Below are 15,621 nucleotides of genomic sequence, written 5' to 3' on the forward strand. Positions count from 1 at the left end.
GTTCCTCGTTCTAGGGAATGACGGTTGATTGGGAGTTATCTTCGTCACCCTCGGTCGTGAGGAACGAGCGAGCCGGGGATCTATTCCGTTTCGCGACGAGTTTACCCATCCCTCGTATTTATACTCCTAACATTAAAAACTATTGATAGTGTGTTAAAAACTATGTTACCTTCCCGCCCAATCTCGGAATGGACAACGATTGCTTCTGGGGGATACGCGCAGTGACCATTCAGGCTGATTGTGACACTGCGTAGGGTAGGTATCAGTTAGTTCTTTAACTGATAGACGGGATACTTATGGCGCTTGATGCCATGTTAATGGGAAACCCAACATTGAACTCACTTAACACAACACTGCGAATCAGCTTTTCACATCCAATTGGGCCGGTACTTCACCTTTGCCCGATCCTTCAAAACAGTAGCATTACTGAACCTTGATTTTGCGCTAAGTAAATTTTGCTGTCGTTAGACGGCGCTTTGTCGTGTTTGTCATTTGACTTACGCGAGCGTACAGCTATACCTCACTTCTAGCAATGTGCTGTTAGGAGGGAGTATGAATACATTCAAGGGATTTTTTATGACTACCGCCTTTGAAGTCGATACAAATACTATCGCACACTCGTTTTCAACTTCAGTTCCTGTTGTTGAAGGCACTTATGATCTTACTCCAGACGCTATTTTGCTTGAACAAGAGCAAAACGAATCGGCAGTCCGTTCTTACCCAAGACGTCTACCGATTGCAATAAAACGAGCATATGGCGCTCTGGTTGAAGATACCCGTGGACAAATTTTCCTAGACTGCCTTGCCGGTGCAGGGACGTTAGCACTGGGTTATAACCACCCAGAGATTAACCAAGCATTAAAAGCTCAGTTGGATTCAGGTCTACCATATCAAACCTTAGATATCACAACTCAAGCGAAAGAAACTTTTATCAATCGTGTTAAAGGGTTCTTACCACAAGACTTTGCTGAAAATTCAGTGATTCAATTCTGTGGCCCATCTGGTGCTGATGCGGTTGAAGCTGCTATCAAGTTGGCGAAACAGACTACTGGTCGTAACACGATGTTTGCTTTCCGTGGCGCGTACCACGGGATGACCAACGGTACTATGGGCATGATGGGTAACTTAGGCACGAAAGCGCGTCGTAGCGGCTTGATGTCTGATGTTCACTTTATGCCATTCCCATACAACCTTCGTTGCCCATTTGGTCTTGGTGGTGAGCAAGGTGCACAGGCCAGTCTTCGATACATCGAACGTCTACTTGCGGATGACGAAGCGGGTATCATGAAACCTGCCGCGATGATCGTTGAGCCAGTACAAGGTGAAGGTGGTGTAATTCCAGCACCTGCTTCTTGGTTGCGTGGTTTAAGACGCATCTGTGATGAGCACGGTATCCTACTGATTTTTGATGAAATCCAGTGTGGTGTAGGCAAAACAGGTCATCGCTTTGCATTTGAAGAGTCCGGTATTAATCCAGATATCCTATGTCTGTCTAAAGCGATCGGTGGCGGCCTACCAATGTCACTGCTGGTTTTTGATAAGAGTATTGATACTTGGAAAGCGGGTGAACATACCGGTACTTTCCGTGGTAACCAATTGGCAATGGTGTCGGGTGCGAAAGCCTTAGAGATTATTGAGCGAGACAACCTTGTTGAGCACGCGAATATTTCGGGTCAATATCTTCGCCACGGTTTAGAAAAGCTACAGCAACGTGTTGACTGTATTGCTGAGGTTCGTGGTAAAGGCTTGATGTTAGGTGTTGAGATTCAAAACCCTAACGGTGAAAAGAACAGTTTTGGTGAGCCAGTTGCTGACGGCGAGCTGACTCTTAAAATCCAGCGTGCAGCACTTGAGCGCGGCTTGATGGTTGAAAAAGGTGGACGTGAAGGCTCTGTTATTCGCTTCCTTCCTCCAATGATCATCAGTTTCGAACAGATTGATTTTGCCCTTCGCGTGATGGAAGAAGCGATTCTTGCAGCCGGTGGTAGCCATGTTGAAAGCAGCAGTGCTAACGGTGAATGGAAAAAACACTTCATCCATACAGGTGTAGGTGGCAGCGACGAATTTGAAAAGGTTCTTAATCAAACCACTCAAGCAATGAAGTCGGTGTTCGAACAAGTGGATGCCCCATATTCTGGTCTCGAGCCTAAGCTACTAGAAGCCGCAATTAACGCAGTCGATCTTGATAACGTTCAAGGTTCACTGGTTGATGTGGTAGAAGATACGGCTGACTTGGTTGCTAAGAACTCCATCTTTGTTCAACACCCTGACTGTATTGCACACCTGCATACACCACCATTGATGGCATCTGTCGCTGCTGAGTCTATGATTGCGGCACTTAATCAATCAATGGACTCGTGGGATCAGGCATCTGCGGCAACCTATGTTGAGCAGAAAGTGATTGATTGGATGTGTGGCAAGTACGAACTGGGCGAAAATAGCGATGGCATTTTCACAAGCGGCGGTACCCAAAGTAATTTAATGGGGCTGCTACTTGCACGCGACTGGATCGCGAACAAAATCGATAACCACTCGATTCAAAAACTCGGCCTCCCAGAGTACGCACAGAAATTACGTATCCTTTGCTCTAAAAAATCTCACTTTACAGTCCAAAAGTCGGCTTCTTTGTTAGGCTTGGGCGAAAGTTCGGTGCGCTGTGTTGATACTAACAGTAACGGTACCATTAAAACCGAATTGTTAGAGAAAGCGATTAAAGAGCTAAAAGACGATGGCCTGATTCCATTCGCAGTCGTAGGCACGGCAGGTACAACCGATCACGGTGCGATTGATGACTTAGAGTCGATTGCGCAGATCGCTCAGCAACAAGAGCTGTGGTTCCATGTCGACAGTGCTTACGGTGGCGCTTTGATCCTCAGCAGCCACAAATCTCGCCTGAAAGGTATTGAGAAAGCGGATTCTGTCAGTGTGGATTTCCATAAGCTGTTCTATCAAACGATCAGCTGTGGCGCGCTGTTGCTGAAAGATAAGCAAAACTTCCAGTTCTTACTGCATCATGCTGACTATTTGAACCGTGAGCACGATGAACTGCCTAACTTGGTTGATAAGTCGATTGCAACGACCAAGCGTTTTGATGCGCTCAAAGTCTTTATGACGATGCAGAGCGTAGGGCAGGAACAATTGGGTGAGATGTATGATCATCTGTTGGCACAAGCACTTCATGTTTCCGATCTAATTCAAAACCACGAAGGTTTTGAGCTATTAGCCGAACCAGCATTATCGACAGTGCTGTTTAGAGCGGTTAATAGCAATGTCACGGATTTAGACACGTTTAACCAAACATTAAGGTTAGAGGCTCTGACTCGTGGAGTCGCTGTACTGGGCGAAACAATGGTTGATGGCAAGAGCGCTTTGAAGTTCACCATCCTAAATCCATGCTTAGACATGGCAGACTTCGAATCTCTAATTACAAAAATTCATAATCTAGCAGCTGAGCTAGCAGAACAACAAGGGTAATAAATATTATGGCAATTCTACAAATTGGTGCAGGTGGCGTAGGTTGGGTTGTTGCACATAAAGCGGCACAAAACAACGACGTTCTGGGTGACATTACTATCGCATCTCGTACTATCGCGAAATGTGAAAAGATCATCGAATCGATCAAAGGTAAAAACAACCTTAAAGATTCAACTAAGAAACTAGAAGCACGCGCTGTAAACGCAGATGACGTTGATGCACTTGTTGCTCTAATCAAAGAAGTTCAGCCTGATCTAGTGATCAACGCAGGTCCTCCATGGGTAAACATGGCGATCATGGAAGCGTGTTACCAAGCAAAAGTATCTTACCTAGATACGTCAGTAGCGGTTGACCTATGTTCTGAAGGCCAACAAGTTCCTCAAGCTTACGATTGGCAATGGGGTTACCGTGAGAAGTTCGCAGAAGCGGGCATCACAGGTATTCTTGGTGCTGGTTTCGATCCAGGTGTGGTTTCAGTATTTGCTGCTTACGCGGTTAAGCATCTGTTCGATGAGATCGATACTATTGATGTAATGGACGTTAATGCTGGCGACCACGGTAAGAAGTTCGCAACTAACTTCGATCCAGAGACAAACATGCTTGAGATCCAAGGCGATTCTTTCTACTGGGAAAACGAAGAGTGGAAGCAAGTACCTTGTCACTCTCGTATGCTAGAGTTTGATTTCCCGAACTGTGGATCTCACAAAGTATACTCAATGGCGCACGATGAAGTTCGTTCAATGAAAGAGTTCATCCCTGCAAAACGCATTGAGTTCTGGATGGGCTTTGGCGACAAGTACCTAAACTACTTCAACTGCATGCGTGATATCGGCCTACTGAGCCCAGATCCGCTAACATTGCACGATGGTACTGTGGTTCAACCTCTGCACGTTCTTAAAGCATTGCTACCAGACCCTACATCACTTGCACCGGGCTACACAGGTCTAACGTGCATCGGTACATGGGTACAAGGTAAGAAAGACGGCAAAGAGCGCAGCGTGTTCATCTACAACAACGCAGACCACGAAGTGGCATACGAAGATGTAGAGCACCAAGCGATCTCTTACACAACTGGTGTACCAGCAATCACAGCTGCACTTCAGTTCTTCCGTGGTGAGTGGGCGGACAAAGGTGTGTTCAACATGGAACAGCTAAACCCAGACCCGTTCCTAGAAACTATGCCGGGTATCGGTCTAGATTGGCATGTTCAAGAGCTTGAAGCTGGCCAAGGTCTTCCTGTGATTCATGAGCTGAAAAAATAAGAACCGTTTCTTGTTTTGATTGCTAATTAAAGGGGACATGGATTGTTCCCTTTTCGATGATGATTTCCTTAAAGCTTTGGTATCATTTATTTTGATTTTGTAACTCACTACGTTCGAACAGGACAAAATCAAAATAAATCACACCAAATGTTTAATTTACCTTTCCATCTTTAGATGCTGCTTGAGCGCGTATAGAAAATGACATTTAAGAAAGAAGAACTTAAAACCCCATACTTTATGATCAACGAAGATAAGTTGATTGAGAATCTAGAGAAAGCAAAACAGCTCAAAGAGTTGTCTGGCGTTAAGCTTGTGTTGGCTTTGAAATGCTTCTCTACGTGGGGCGTATTTGACATCATCAAGCCTTACCTAGATGGCACGACAAGTTCTGGCCCGTTTGAAGTAAAGCTAGGTCATGAGACCTTCGGTGGTGAAACACATGCATACAGTGTGGGCTACAGCGAAGATGATGTACGTGAAGTAGCGGACATCTGTGACAAGATGATCTTCAACTCACAAAGCCAGCTTGCGGCTTACCGACACATTATTGAAGGTAAGGCGTCTATTGGTCTTCGCCTAAACCCTGGCGTTAGTTATGCAGGTCAAGATTTAGCAAACCCTGCTCGTGAGTTCTCTCGTCTAGGCGTGCAAGCTGATCATATCAAACCAGAAGTCTTTGAAGGTATTGATGGTGTAATGTTCCACATGAACTGTGAGAACAAAGATGTGGATGCGTTTATTAGCTTGCTAGATTCAATCTCAGAACAGTTCGGTGAATACCTTGATAAGCTGGACTGGGTGAGCATGGGCGGCGGTGTCTTCTTTACGTGGCCAGGTTATGACATTGAAAAGCTAGGTGCTGCACTAAAAGCATTTTCTGAGAAGCACGGCGTTCAAATGTACCTTGAACCCGGTGAAGCGATCATCACTAAGACTACAGATCTTGTAGTGACAGTAGTTGATATCGTAGAGAACGTAAAGAAAACAGCAATCGTTGATTCTGCGACAGAGGCACACCGCTTAGATACGCTTATCTACGACGAGCCAGCGTCTATCTTGGAAGCGTCAGCGAGTGGTAAACATGACTACGTAATTGGTTCTTGTTCTTGTCTTGCGGGCGATCAGTTCTGTGAAGCAAGCTTTGATGAGCCACTAGAGATTGGTCAGCGTCTGCACATTTTAGACAGTGCTGGGTACACAATGGTGAAGTTAAACTGGTTTAACGGTTTACGTATGCCTTCTGTCTACTGTGAGCGCTCAAGTGGCGAAGTGCAGAAACTAAACGAATTCGATTATTCAGACTTTAAGCGCTCATTATCGCAATGGTCTGTAAAATAGATTGAAATAAAAAGAGCAACCGATGGGTTGCTCTTTTTGTATGGGATTAGAGAGTCTTAGTTAAACTCTTTTACTAGTCGAACAAGTGGGGAAGGAACATTGTCTGGGTCTGTAATCACTTCCAACGCTTCGTCAAAATCGATGATCAGACCTTCGTAATGACTATTGATGCTATGAGCATCTGGTGTATTGGTCCAATAAGGTTCATTGGTCGTCGTTGGGAAGAAGGTTAGGTTGATCGCTGGTCGAGTGCAGCGGTAATCCACAATAGAGCTCAGTTCTTTGATGTTTGGAAGCCTAAAGCCGGGTTGGCCCGCAATTGTTGTTAGCGTGGTGTCATGTGTGGCAACCAAAGCATCGCTCCAGTTTTGGTACTTTAGAGCAGTTCCATCACAAGTATCTGTAGACGCATTGTATGTTTCGCCTAAGTTACACTTTGACCACAATAAGTTCGTTGTTACGTCTAGCAAGGTACCATCTTTACGATCGATAAATTGCCCGTCTTGATGAGAAGCTGTTTGCGTCGTGACACATGTTTGAGCGATAGCATTTGCACTTAGTAGAGCGGCAATAGCGCCTAAGCATAATTTCATTTTCATTACTCGATTCCTCCACTTACCGCGACGATGCCTGTTGAGCCTGTGATGTTCTTGTTGCACAGTTCCAATTCACCGGTTTGAGAGTCGATACATCTCGCACTACCGTCTTGCTTTACAGAGCTCGAGTGAGTGAACAGGTGATCTCCAAGGTTAGGGAAGAAATTCACTGAACCACTCGGCGATGTGCCAACGTTGAAGTTAATGAATGAACGAGCCTCAACTGGTGAAGGTAAACGCCAATCAGTGATACCGCATATCGCGTAAGTATTTAGACTTGAAACATAGCTGCTGGTATTACAGTTGCGAGTGCCTGAATTGTCATTTGGGTATGCGCATTCAGACGAAATCGGCCCTTCACTATATAGTGCATCGTTGGGAGCCCCTGCGTATCCCCCATTGGTTGTCCCATCTGCGTCGTACCAAGTATACGTATACGATGAGCTACGCCACATTGAAGACTCAGTGCCATATGGATAAGGGTAAGCGTCTGGATCGTTTTTATGATTTTCAACCCAAGTGTCAATATCAGACTGGCTTGGTAGAGCAGTTGGAGCTTGTTTTGCTTCGATGTAAAGGCCAGTGTGTTCATCCTTTACACAGCGCCAGCTTGTCGCACTTGGATCCATTGGGTTACCGTGAGCATCGATTTTGGTATAACGAAAACCATATTCGCCATCCGAGTGCTCTGTACCATTGGTTTTATCCAAACCATAGTCTGCATCTTGGTTTGGATGACTGGCTGGCGGGGTCGTGCTATCAAAAGCGGTACCGTCATAATAGGTTACGTAGCCGGTGTCATTGAAATTCTTTTGGCCTGGAATATAGAAGGCTAGCGTGTTTTTCGCTGAGTCAATCGTTGCATTCCCGACTTCTGTCATGGTGTAAATGACGGATTCACCGCCTTCGTTAAAGCCATCATCTTTAGCAGAGAAAGTAATGTCTGAAGTTAGGGTTTCCGCAGAGAGCGTAACGTTGAGGCTCGCCATATCAACTGTGTAGTCGTCGGATGCCGCAATACCGGTTTGAACCAAGGTAATCGTGACGTCTTGGCTTGAATAGTTACTTAGCACCATTTGTTGTACAACGCTATCACCTTCAACGACGGTACTTAGGCTATTGCTAAACCCGATAGTAGGTTGGCTGTTCGCATCGTTGATCGTTACGGTCGTTTGGTTATTGGTAATGGTGTACGTCGAACTTGAAAGAGCAGTAATCGAGTATTGGAGCGTCTTAGCGCCTTCAAAGACATTATTGTGTAATACATTAAGCGGCAGCGTTGCGGTTGTTGACCCTGCTGGGATAGTTACGACGGAGCTACTTAGCGGGTCATAATTTCTAAAGTCACCAGTAGAACGAGCAGTGACATTTGAAGTCGTAATAGTTAGGTTTACATCGCTAGTGAGTGCTTCTGAAAGTGTGACAGCCACGCCTTCTGTACTGGAACCTGAACTTGGCTCGGTCACGCTAAGCGTCTCTGGGATGGAAATACTGACTGCTGTCGGGTTGGTGGAACCATCACCACTGTCTTCATGGCCACTTTGACAGCCTGTGAAAAGTGAAGTTAGAAGGATTACTGAGACGGCATTAAGCGGCCAACTCGGCTTGTTTCTATCCATATGTGAACCTAAGTGACTAAGTTAATGAAAGTAGCCGTATGGTAACAAAAAACGCAACCAAGTAGTCTTGTTTCACTATCTAAAATTATGATTTACGTAGAATTTATATAGAAATTTTGTAAGTAATGTAAGAATCGAAAGGGATTTATAGGATGTGTTAAAGGGAAGGTTGGTTATGGCTTTCTCCTCCGGCAATTTGTTTCACCGGAGGAGAAAGTGAATTAACTCTCAATCATAACGCGTGTATCTTCGCTCAGTGTCTCAAGTTCGTTTGCGACGTCTTGAATTGGTAACTCAAGAGGAAGTTTTACGGCAATCTTAGCGGTGAACAGACTTGAGCTGACACCACCGCCTCCTGCGATAAACACACGGTGACAGTCCATATCGAGAATTGTAATACCTTGACCATCTAATACATGGGTGACTTCGTTGACGATACCGGCGCGATCATTCGAATCCAAACGCAGATGATGGATAGTATCTTGTACTTGTGGAGAGTGGTCGGCATCAACAAATTGGACGGTTAAGTCGATATTGGCGCTAAATGCCTCTTTAACCGTGGACTCGTTGATTGCTGGGAGCTCAATTTTGATTACGCCGGCAACTTGATCCTCAATGAAATTCACTTTACTGATTAGCCACTTGCCCCCGTTTTCGTGGGTGACTGCCGCAAGTTGCTTGATGGTTGCAGGTGACGCCTTACCAATAAAGTTAACGATAAATGTACTATTCATATCAGCCCCCAAAGATTCAATTGAACGCCCCTAATAAGCGTTTGAAATAACGAGATAATCTGTCTTACTTACAGTTTAGAAGCTGGTTTAGAACAATATTTGACCTGCGTCAATTTTTGAAACTAAGCCGTGGCGCAAAACAAGTTAATGAAGAGTAGGGCACAAAAAAAGCGACTCGTAAGTCGCTTTTTAGGGAAATTTGCATTTATTGAGTGATTTAGAAGGTCACTTTGAAGTTCATACCGACAAATTGCGAGTCGTATGCAGCACCTGCATCGTATGCGAATTTAGCTGCATCTTGGTTGCCCCACCAAGGGTTAGTGTTCAGATTCACTTCTGCATCGCCACCCCAAGCATCACTTACCCAGTAATGAATGTGACCAACAGGGTTCAAGAAGAACAGAGAAACATCACCCATGGTTTGTGAGCCCATCACTTCACCACCAGACATTAGGATGTCTTGCTCAGCTTCTAGCATCATTTCACCAACAACCGCACCGAAGAATGGAGTAATGAAAAGGTCTTGCCAAGAAGGCACTTCAGCAAATGCTTCAACACCGTATTCCCAGAAGAAGGTCGACATGGTCCAAGAGTACACGAAAGACTCAAACTCGTTGTAACCAGCGTGACGAGCTGCCGTGTAGTAAACACCACCAAAGTAAGGGTGCATCACATAGTTTAGGAAGTGCTCATCTCGGTCCCATACCGGGCCATCAGAGACGTTATCTTTCCATTTTTGACCCAGCTTACTTAGGTCACGCTGGTCATCATCCCATTTGGTGATGGATTCAGGAAGGAATGTCATCAAACCAACAGTCGCAACACTAAGACCCAGAATGGTATAAGTTTGGCCCATTAGGTAATCCCAGTCTTTCTCTTCGCTTACTAAGAAATGCTTTGGTTGTTGGATTGAGAAATCGTACTCGTCGCTTGATTCACTTAGCGCGTAATTGGTGCTCGGCTTGTAGGTATACAAGTTATCATTTACGCAGTACTCTTGAGTACAATCATCCGAGTATGAAAGGTTGAATGGTTGGTCGAAATCGTATTGGCTTGCAACCGAGTTCGCTGACATTAACAGTGAAAATGCAGCAGTAACCTTTGCTAATAACGGTGATTTGGCCACAAGGGTCTCCATGAAAGTTGATAGGTTGAGCGAAGTCACAATTATCTATTAATTGCCTGATTTATGGAACTAATAATTGTGCGCTTTCTGAAAGATAATCTTAAATTTCACATCATTAATACTTGTGAAATGACTTAAACGCCTAAACATTGAAGATAGACCACTTTAAAAATAATGCAGCGTCTTTATATGACAGCAAGGGATGAAAATATGACCAAAATCGCAATGTTAAGTACAGGTGAAGAAGTTCTTCACGGAGACATTGTAGACACGAATGCCGCTTGGATGTCCGCTGAGTTCTATCAACACGGCTTTGCATTGGCAAAACGTTCCACTGTCGGTGACCAAATGGGTGCGCTGGTGGAAGAGCTTTTGATGCTGAGTTTTAACTACGATGTGGTCATCGTTAATGGTGGGTTAGGGCCAACGACGGACGACATGAGTGCCGCCGCAGCAGCAAGCGCGGCCGATCAAAAACTGGTTCTTTTTCCTGATTGGCTGCAACGTATGGAGAGTATGTTTGCAGCGCGTGGAGCTAAAATGCCAGACAGTAACCTGAAACAAGCTATGCTGCCTGAACGTTCACAGATCGTCGATAACCCTGTCGGCACGGCTTGTGGTTTCAAACTTAAAATTAATGACGCGACCTTCTACTTCACTCCCGGTGTCCCGAGTGAGTTTAAAAAGATGGTGAAAGATCAAATTCTACCGGATCTATCGCGAAGCTACCCAGAAATCAGTGCTTTTGAATGCAGCAGGCTCTACACCTTCGGACTCTCTGAATCCGGTATCTCAGATATTCTAGACCAGCTTAAGTTACCTGAAGGATACGAATTAGGTTACCGTTCTTATTTACCCTTTATAGAAGTGAAACTATTTGGGCCTAAATCGGGCCTTGAGGTTCGTGTAAAACTGCTTCAGATGGTTCATAAGCTCTTAGAAGGCAATGTCGTGAGTGTCGATGAGCCAATGGTTGAGCATTTAGGCCACCTATTGAGTGAAAAACACAAAACCTTATCTGTGTCAGAAGTGTCGACTAAGGGAGCTTTATCTGCATGGTTACAGTCTGACGAAAACATTGAAAACTGTTTTGGCCACTCTTGGGTAATGGCGGAGAGCAAAGGCAGCGATATCGATAAAAGCGATCCTTTGGCTGCAACATTGGCCTTAGCTGGAGCGACAAGAGAGAAGTGTGCCACGGAGCTCGCTCTTGTGACGGGCAAACTTGAAGATAAAACCTTCAGTGTAGCGTTATCGACGCCAGCAGGTGAGTGGGGGCAAGTATTTGAGTTTCACCGCTCATACAACCGAGAAGACTCCAGAACGGTAATCAAAACGGTTGCCGCAGACATGTTACGAAGACACTTAGAAAATAAACCTATGTTTGGTCAGTTCACTTCGCTTAAGCGCATCAAAGAGCTGTTCATTCCTAATTCTGTTTTATGACAACAGGCTTGTAACGTTAGAATCAATATATGAAAAAGGGCCCGATAATATTAATTATCGGGCCCTTTGTGTTTTGATGTCTTTATCGAGCTATCCCATGACTAAGCGCGTTTCTGCTTGTTGCGATGAATCACGTTGCTCAATGACAACTCTGTTTTGGCTTTACAAATACAAGGCAAGATCTCGTTGCTTTGTGTGTAAGCCATAGCAAAACCAACGTACTCGACTTCGCCTGAGTCCAACGTGCAGCGACAAGCGCCACAGTGACCATCTCGGCAGTTGTACTCAGGCTCAAGTCCTGCCTGCTCCATGGTCTCTAACAGAGTGTTAGATGGGTTAGATTCAATCGTGATGAGTTTGTTGATCTTCAGCGTTGGCATTACAGTTCGAAACCTTCGAAGTCATCAGCATTTACTTCGTTGTCGATTTGACCAACTAGGTAAGATGAAATTTCTGCTTCCTGTGGTGCTACTTGAACGTTATCAGAAGATAACCAAGCGTTGATCCACGGGATAGGGTTAGACGTTGCTTCTGGGTAAGCTGTACCTAGACCAACCGCCTGCATACGAATGTTCGTAATGTACTCAACGTATTGGCAAAGGATGTCTTTGTTTAGACCGATCATAGAGCCATCTTTGAATAGGTATTCTGCCCACTCTTTCTCTTGCTCTGCTGCATCTTTAAATAGGTCGAAACATTCTTGCTTACACTCTTCAGCGATCTGCATGAATGAGAAGTCATCTTGACCGTTACGCAGCAGGTTAATCATGTGCTGAGTACCAGTTAGGTGAAGCGCTTCATCACGAGCGATTAGCTTGATGATTTTCGCATTACCTTCCATTAGCTCACGCTCAGCGAATGCAAATGAACACGCAAAACTTACGTAGAAACGGATAGCTTCTAGTGCGTTAACAGACATTAGACATAGGTACAGTTTCTTCTTCAGCTCGTATAGCGATACTTTGATCTCTTCGCCGTTGATGTTGTGTGTACCTTCACCGTAGCGGTGGTAGTCAGAAGTCAGCTTGATTAGCTCATCGTAGTAGTGTGCGATGTCTTTCGCACGCGCTAGGATGTGTTCATTTTCAACGATGTCGTCGAACACAACGCCTGGATCATTCACAATGTTGCGGATGATGTGCGTGTAAGAACGAGAGTGGATCGTTTCAGAGAAAGACCAAGTCTCGATCCAAGTTTCAACTTCTGGTAGTGATACCAGTGGAAGTAGCGCTACGTTCGGGCTACGGCCTTGAATTGAGTCAAGAAGCGTTTGGTACTTCAGGTTTGAAATGAAGATGTGCTTCTCGTGCTCTGGTAGCTTGTTGTAGTCGATACGGTCGCTAGATACGTCAACTTCTTCTGGACGCCAGAAGAAAGACAGTTGCTTCTCGATAAGCTTTTCGAATATTTCAAATTTCTGTTGGTCGTAACGTGCTACGTTTACAGATTGACCAAGGAACATAGGTTCTTTTAGTTGGTCATTTTTTGTTTGGGTAAAAGTACTGTAAGCCATGAATGCCTCAAATCCTTTCCAGACCTATATAACAGGCCTCGTTAATGCTTTAGACCCAGAGAAGATGGCTTCTCTGGGTTCTTATGTTTGTTACTTGTGCTTAGATCTTACAACCGCCGCCTGCACAATCATCTTCTTGTGCCACTGCGCCCTGTTCATCTTTCGCACCATCACGAGTGTTATGGTAGTAAAGCGTCTTCACACCGTATTTGTATGCAGTCAGTAGGTCTTGAAGAAGTTTCTTCATTGGTACTTTACCGCTTTCGTATACGTTTGGATCATAGTTAGTGTTTGCTGAAATCGCTTGGTCTACAAACTTCTGCATGATACCCACTAGGTGCAGGTAACCGTCGTTAGAACCGATGTTCCAAAGTAGTTCGTAGTTGTCTTTCAGGTTTAGGAAGTCAGGCACAACCTGCTTCAAAATACCGTCTTTCGATGCTTTTACAGAAACGAAACCACGTGGTGGCTCAATACCGTTTGTCGCGTTAGAGATCTGAGAAGATGTCTCAGAAGGCATTAGCGCTGTTAGTGTTGAGTTACGCAGACCGTGTTCAACGATCTCTGCACGTAGTGCATCCCAGTCGTAGTGAAGTGGTTCTTCACATACTAGATCAACGTCTTTCTTGTAAGTGTCGATTGGCAGTAGGCCTTTCGCGTAGTTCGTTTCGTGGAACGAAGGACACTTACCTTGCTCTTTCGCAAGCTCTACCGACGCTTTCAATAGGTGGTATTGGATAGCTTCGAATGTACGGTGAGTTAGACCGTTTGCGCTGCCATCAGAGTACTTAACACCGTGTTTTGCTAGGTAGTATGCGTAGTTGATAACACCAACACCCAGAGTTCGACGGTTCATTGTTGACTTGTAAGCCGCTGGCAGTGGGTAGTCTTGGTAGTCAAGAAGTGCATCAAGTGCACGAACCACTAGGTCAGACAGTTCTGCTAGGTCATCAAGAGAGTCGATAGCGCCAAGGTTAAATGCTGAAAGCGTACATAGTGCAATCTCACCTTCGTCGTCTTCTACGTTTGTTAGCGGCTTAGTTGGAAGCGCGATTTCAAGACATAGGTTTGACTGGCGAACAGGTGCTACTTCCGCATCAAATGGGCTGTGAGTGTTACAGTGGTCTACGTTTTGAATGTAGATACGGCCTGTAGAAGCACGCTCTTGCATTAGTAGAGAGAATAGCTCTACCGCTTTCACTGTTTCACGCTTGATCGATGGATCGTTCTCGTACTTAACGTAAAGCTCTTCAAAACGTTCTTGGTTTTCGAAGAACGCATCGTATAGACCAGGTACGTCAGATGGCGAGAATAGGCTGATGTTACCGCCTTGAACCAAACGAGAGTACATAAGCTTGTTCAGCTGTACACCGTAATCCATGTGACGAACACGGTTCTCTTCTACACCACGGTTGTTTTTCAGTACAAGTAGAGACTGAACTTCACCGTGCCATAGTGGGTAGAATACTGTTGCAGCACCGCCACGTACGCCACCTTGAGAACAACACTTAACCGCAGTTTGGAAGTATTTGTAGAATGGGATACAACCTGTGTGGAATGCTTCACCACCGCGAATCTCTGAACCTAGAGCACGGATACGACCAGCGTTGATACCAATACCCGCACGTTGAGAAACGTAACGTACGATTGAGCTTGCTGTTGCGTTAATTGAATCTAGGCTGTCACCACACTCAATCAGTACACAAGAGCTGAATTGGCGTGTAGGAGTACGTACACCAGACATGATCGGTGTAGGTAGGGAAATCTTAAATGTCGATGCCGCATCGTAGAAACGCTTGATGTAATCAAGACGAGTTTCTTTCGGGTATTTAGCGAACAGACAAGCAGCAACCAAGATGTACAGGAACTGAGCACTTTCGTAGATCTCTTTCGTTACACGGTTTTGCACGAAGTATTTACCTTCAAGCTGCTTAACCGCTGCATAAGAGAAGTCTAGGTCGCGTTTGTGATCGATGTATTGATCCAGTTCTGCAAACTCTGCTGGCGTGTAGTCTTCCAGAAGGTGACTATCGTACTTACCCATATCAACCAGTTTTGCAACGTGGTCAAATAGTGCTGGCGGCTCGTATTGACCATACGCTTTCTTACGTAGGTGGAATACAGCTAGGCGTGCAGCTAGGTATTGGTAATCAGGAGTCTCTTCGGAGATCAGATCCGCAGCTGACTTGATGATCGTCTCATGGATGTCAGTTGTGGTGATGCCATCATAAAATTGAATGTGAGCTTTCAATTCTACTTGTGATACAGAAACATTGTGCAAGCCTTCTGCTGCCCATGTGATCACGCGGTGGATCTTTTCTAGATCAATCGTTTCTTTGCGACCGTTACGCTTAGTAACAGTAAGTTGTTGGTTCATTCTGCTTAATTTCCCTAACAAAACTGATTAAAGCCATGTTTTTGTCTATTTCTGTGTAATTTTTGTAAATTACATGTCGGCTTTGTGATCTTGGTCTACCCATATATTGTAGTTCAAACACAACATATAGGGGTCA

11 protein-coding genes are annotated in these 15,621 nt (G+C 44.9%); 4 read left to right on the forward strand and 7 right to left on the reverse strand.

Annotation, left to right across the window (positions count from 1 at the left end; translation table 11 throughout):
• Positions 1-552: 552 nt before the first annotated feature.
• The 3 genes from AC6R05_RS10525 (at position 553) to nspC (ending at position 6,074) form a co-directional block, all read left to right on the forward strand.
• Complete coding sequence (locus AC6R05_RS10525) at positions 553-3,474, forward strand: pyridoxal phosphate-dependent class III aminotransferase (RefSeq protein ID WP_500647324.1); 2,922 nt, start codon at positions 553-555, stop codon at positions 3,472-3,474.
• An 8-nt stretch (positions 3,475-3,482) separates the two neighbouring features.
• Positions 3,483-4,736: a carboxynorspermidine synthase gene (locus tag AC6R05_RS10530; protein ID WP_032549298.1), complete on the forward strand. Its 1,254-nt coding sequence runs from the start codon at positions 3,483-3,485 to the stop codon at positions 4,734-4,736.
• A gap of 198 nt (positions 4,737-4,934) precedes the next feature.
• Complete coding sequence (nspC, locus tag AC6R05_RS10535) at positions 4,935-6,074, forward strand: carboxynorspermidine decarboxylase (protein WP_500647325.1); 1,140 nt, start codon at positions 4,935-4,937, stop codon at positions 6,072-6,074.
• A 56-nt stretch (positions 6,075-6,130) separates the two neighbouring features.
• Here nspC and AC6R05_RS10540 read toward each other — a convergent pair whose 3' ends face one another.
• The 4 genes from AC6R05_RS10540 to AC6R05_RS10555 all read right to left on the reverse strand — a co-directional run bounded on the left by AC6R05_RS10540 (position 6,131) and on the right by AC6R05_RS10555 (position 10,149).
• Positions 6,131-6,673, reverse strand: coding sequence for an Lcl C-terminal domain-containing protein (locus tag AC6R05_RS10540; protein ID WP_500647326.1), 543 nt, complete (start codon positions 6,671-6,673; stop codon positions 6,131-6,133).
• Positions 6,673-8,289 (reverse strand): Calx-beta domain-containing protein, encoded by a 1,617-nt coding sequence (locus AC6R05_RS10545; RefSeq protein WP_500647327.1) that lies wholly within the window; start codon positions 8,287-8,289, stop codon positions 6,673-6,675. The genes AC6R05_RS10540 and AC6R05_RS10545 overlap by 1 nt, the downstream gene beginning before the upstream one ends.
• A gap of 221 nt (positions 8,290-8,510) precedes the next feature.
• Positions 8,511-9,023, reverse strand: a complete 513-nt coding sequence (locus AC6R05_RS10550; RefSeq protein WP_152468528.1) for a glycine cleavage system transcriptional repressor — start codon at positions 9,021-9,023, stop codon at positions 8,511-8,513.
• A gap of 217 nt (positions 9,024-9,240) precedes the next feature.
• Positions 9,241-10,149 (reverse strand): DUF3943 domain-containing protein, encoded by a 909-nt coding sequence (locus tag AC6R05_RS10555; protein WP_152468529.1) that lies wholly within the window; start codon positions 10,147-10,149, stop codon positions 9,241-9,243.
• A gap of 210 nt (positions 10,150-10,359) precedes the next feature.
• On the opposite strand from AC6R05_RS10555, the gene AC6R05_RS10560 reads away from it, so the two are divergent.
• Positions 10,360-11,595: a CinA family nicotinamide mononucleotide deamidase-related protein gene (locus tag AC6R05_RS10560; RefSeq protein ID WP_500647328.1), complete on the forward strand. Its 1,236-nt coding sequence runs from the start codon at positions 10,360-10,362 to the stop codon at positions 11,593-11,595.
• A gap of 101 nt (positions 11,596-11,696) precedes the next feature.
• On the opposite strand, the gene yfaE is transcribed toward AC6R05_RS10560, so the two are convergent.
• From yfaE to nrdA, 3 genes are all read right to left on the reverse strand, one after another.
• Complete coding sequence (gene yfaE, locus AC6R05_RS10565; RefSeq protein ID WP_150872047.1) at positions 11,697-11,975, reverse strand: class I ribonucleotide reductase maintenance protein YfaE; 279 nt, start codon at positions 11,973-11,975, stop codon at positions 11,697-11,699.
• Complete coding sequence (gene nrdB / locus AC6R05_RS10570) at positions 11,975-13,108, reverse strand: class Ia ribonucleoside-diphosphate reductase subunit beta (protein WP_285466845.1); 1,134 nt, start codon at positions 13,106-13,108, stop codon at positions 11,975-11,977. The genes yfaE and nrdB overlap by 1 nt, the downstream gene beginning before the upstream one ends.
• Before the next feature lie 100 nt (positions 13,109-13,208).
• A complete protein-coding gene (gene nrdA / locus AC6R05_RS10575; protein WP_032549287.1) occupies positions 13,209-15,485 on the reverse strand; it encodes a class 1a ribonucleoside-diphosphate reductase subunit alpha in 2,277 nt (758 codons plus the stop codon).
• Positions 15,486-15,621 lie beyond the last annotated feature (136 nt).

The organism is Vibrio sp. R11-SG3-ISO9 (assembly GCF_059834255.1).

What these genes read in the sequence shown, in the direction of transcription:
- AC6R05_RS10525 (WP_500647324.1), top strand. Translation starts at nt 553, where the DNA reads ATGAATACATTCAAGGGATTTTTTATGACTACCGCCTTTGAAGTCGAT.
- AC6R05_RS10530 (WP_032549298.1), top strand. Translation starts at nt 3,483, where the DNA reads ATGGCAATTCTACAAATTGGTGCAGGTGGCGTAGGTTGGGTTGTTGCA.
- nspC (WP_500647325.1), top strand. Translation starts at nt 4,935, where the DNA reads ATGACATTTAAGAAAGAAGAACTTAAAACCCCATACTTTATGATCAAC.
- AC6R05_RS10540 (WP_500647326.1), bottom strand. Translation starts at nt 6,673, where the DNA reads ATGAAAATGAAATTATGCTTAGGCGCTATTGCCGCTCTACTAAGTGCA.
- AC6R05_RS10545 (WP_500647327.1), bottom strand. Translation starts at nt 8,289, where the DNA reads ATGGATAGAAACAAGCCGAGTTGGCCGCTTAATGCCGTCTCAGTAATC.
- AC6R05_RS10550 (WP_152468528.1), bottom strand. Translation starts at nt 9,023, where the DNA reads ATGAATAGTACATTTATCGTTAACTTTATTGGTAAGGCGTCACCTGCA.
- AC6R05_RS10560 (WP_500647328.1), top strand. Translation starts at nt 10,360, where the DNA reads ATGACCAAAATCGCAATGTTAAGTACAGGTGAAGAAGTTCTTCACGGA.
- yfaE (WP_150872047.1), bottom strand. Translation starts at nt 11,975, where the DNA reads ATGCCAACGCTGAAGATCAACAAACTCATCACGATTGAATCTAACCCA.
- nrdB (WP_285466845.1), bottom strand. Translation starts at nt 13,108, where the DNA reads ATGGCTTACAGTACTTTTACCCAAACAAAAAATGACCAACTAAAAGAA.
- nrdA (WP_032549287.1), bottom strand. Translation starts at nt 15,485, where the DNA reads ATGAACCAACAACTTACTGTTACTAAGCGTAACGGTCGCAAAGAAACG.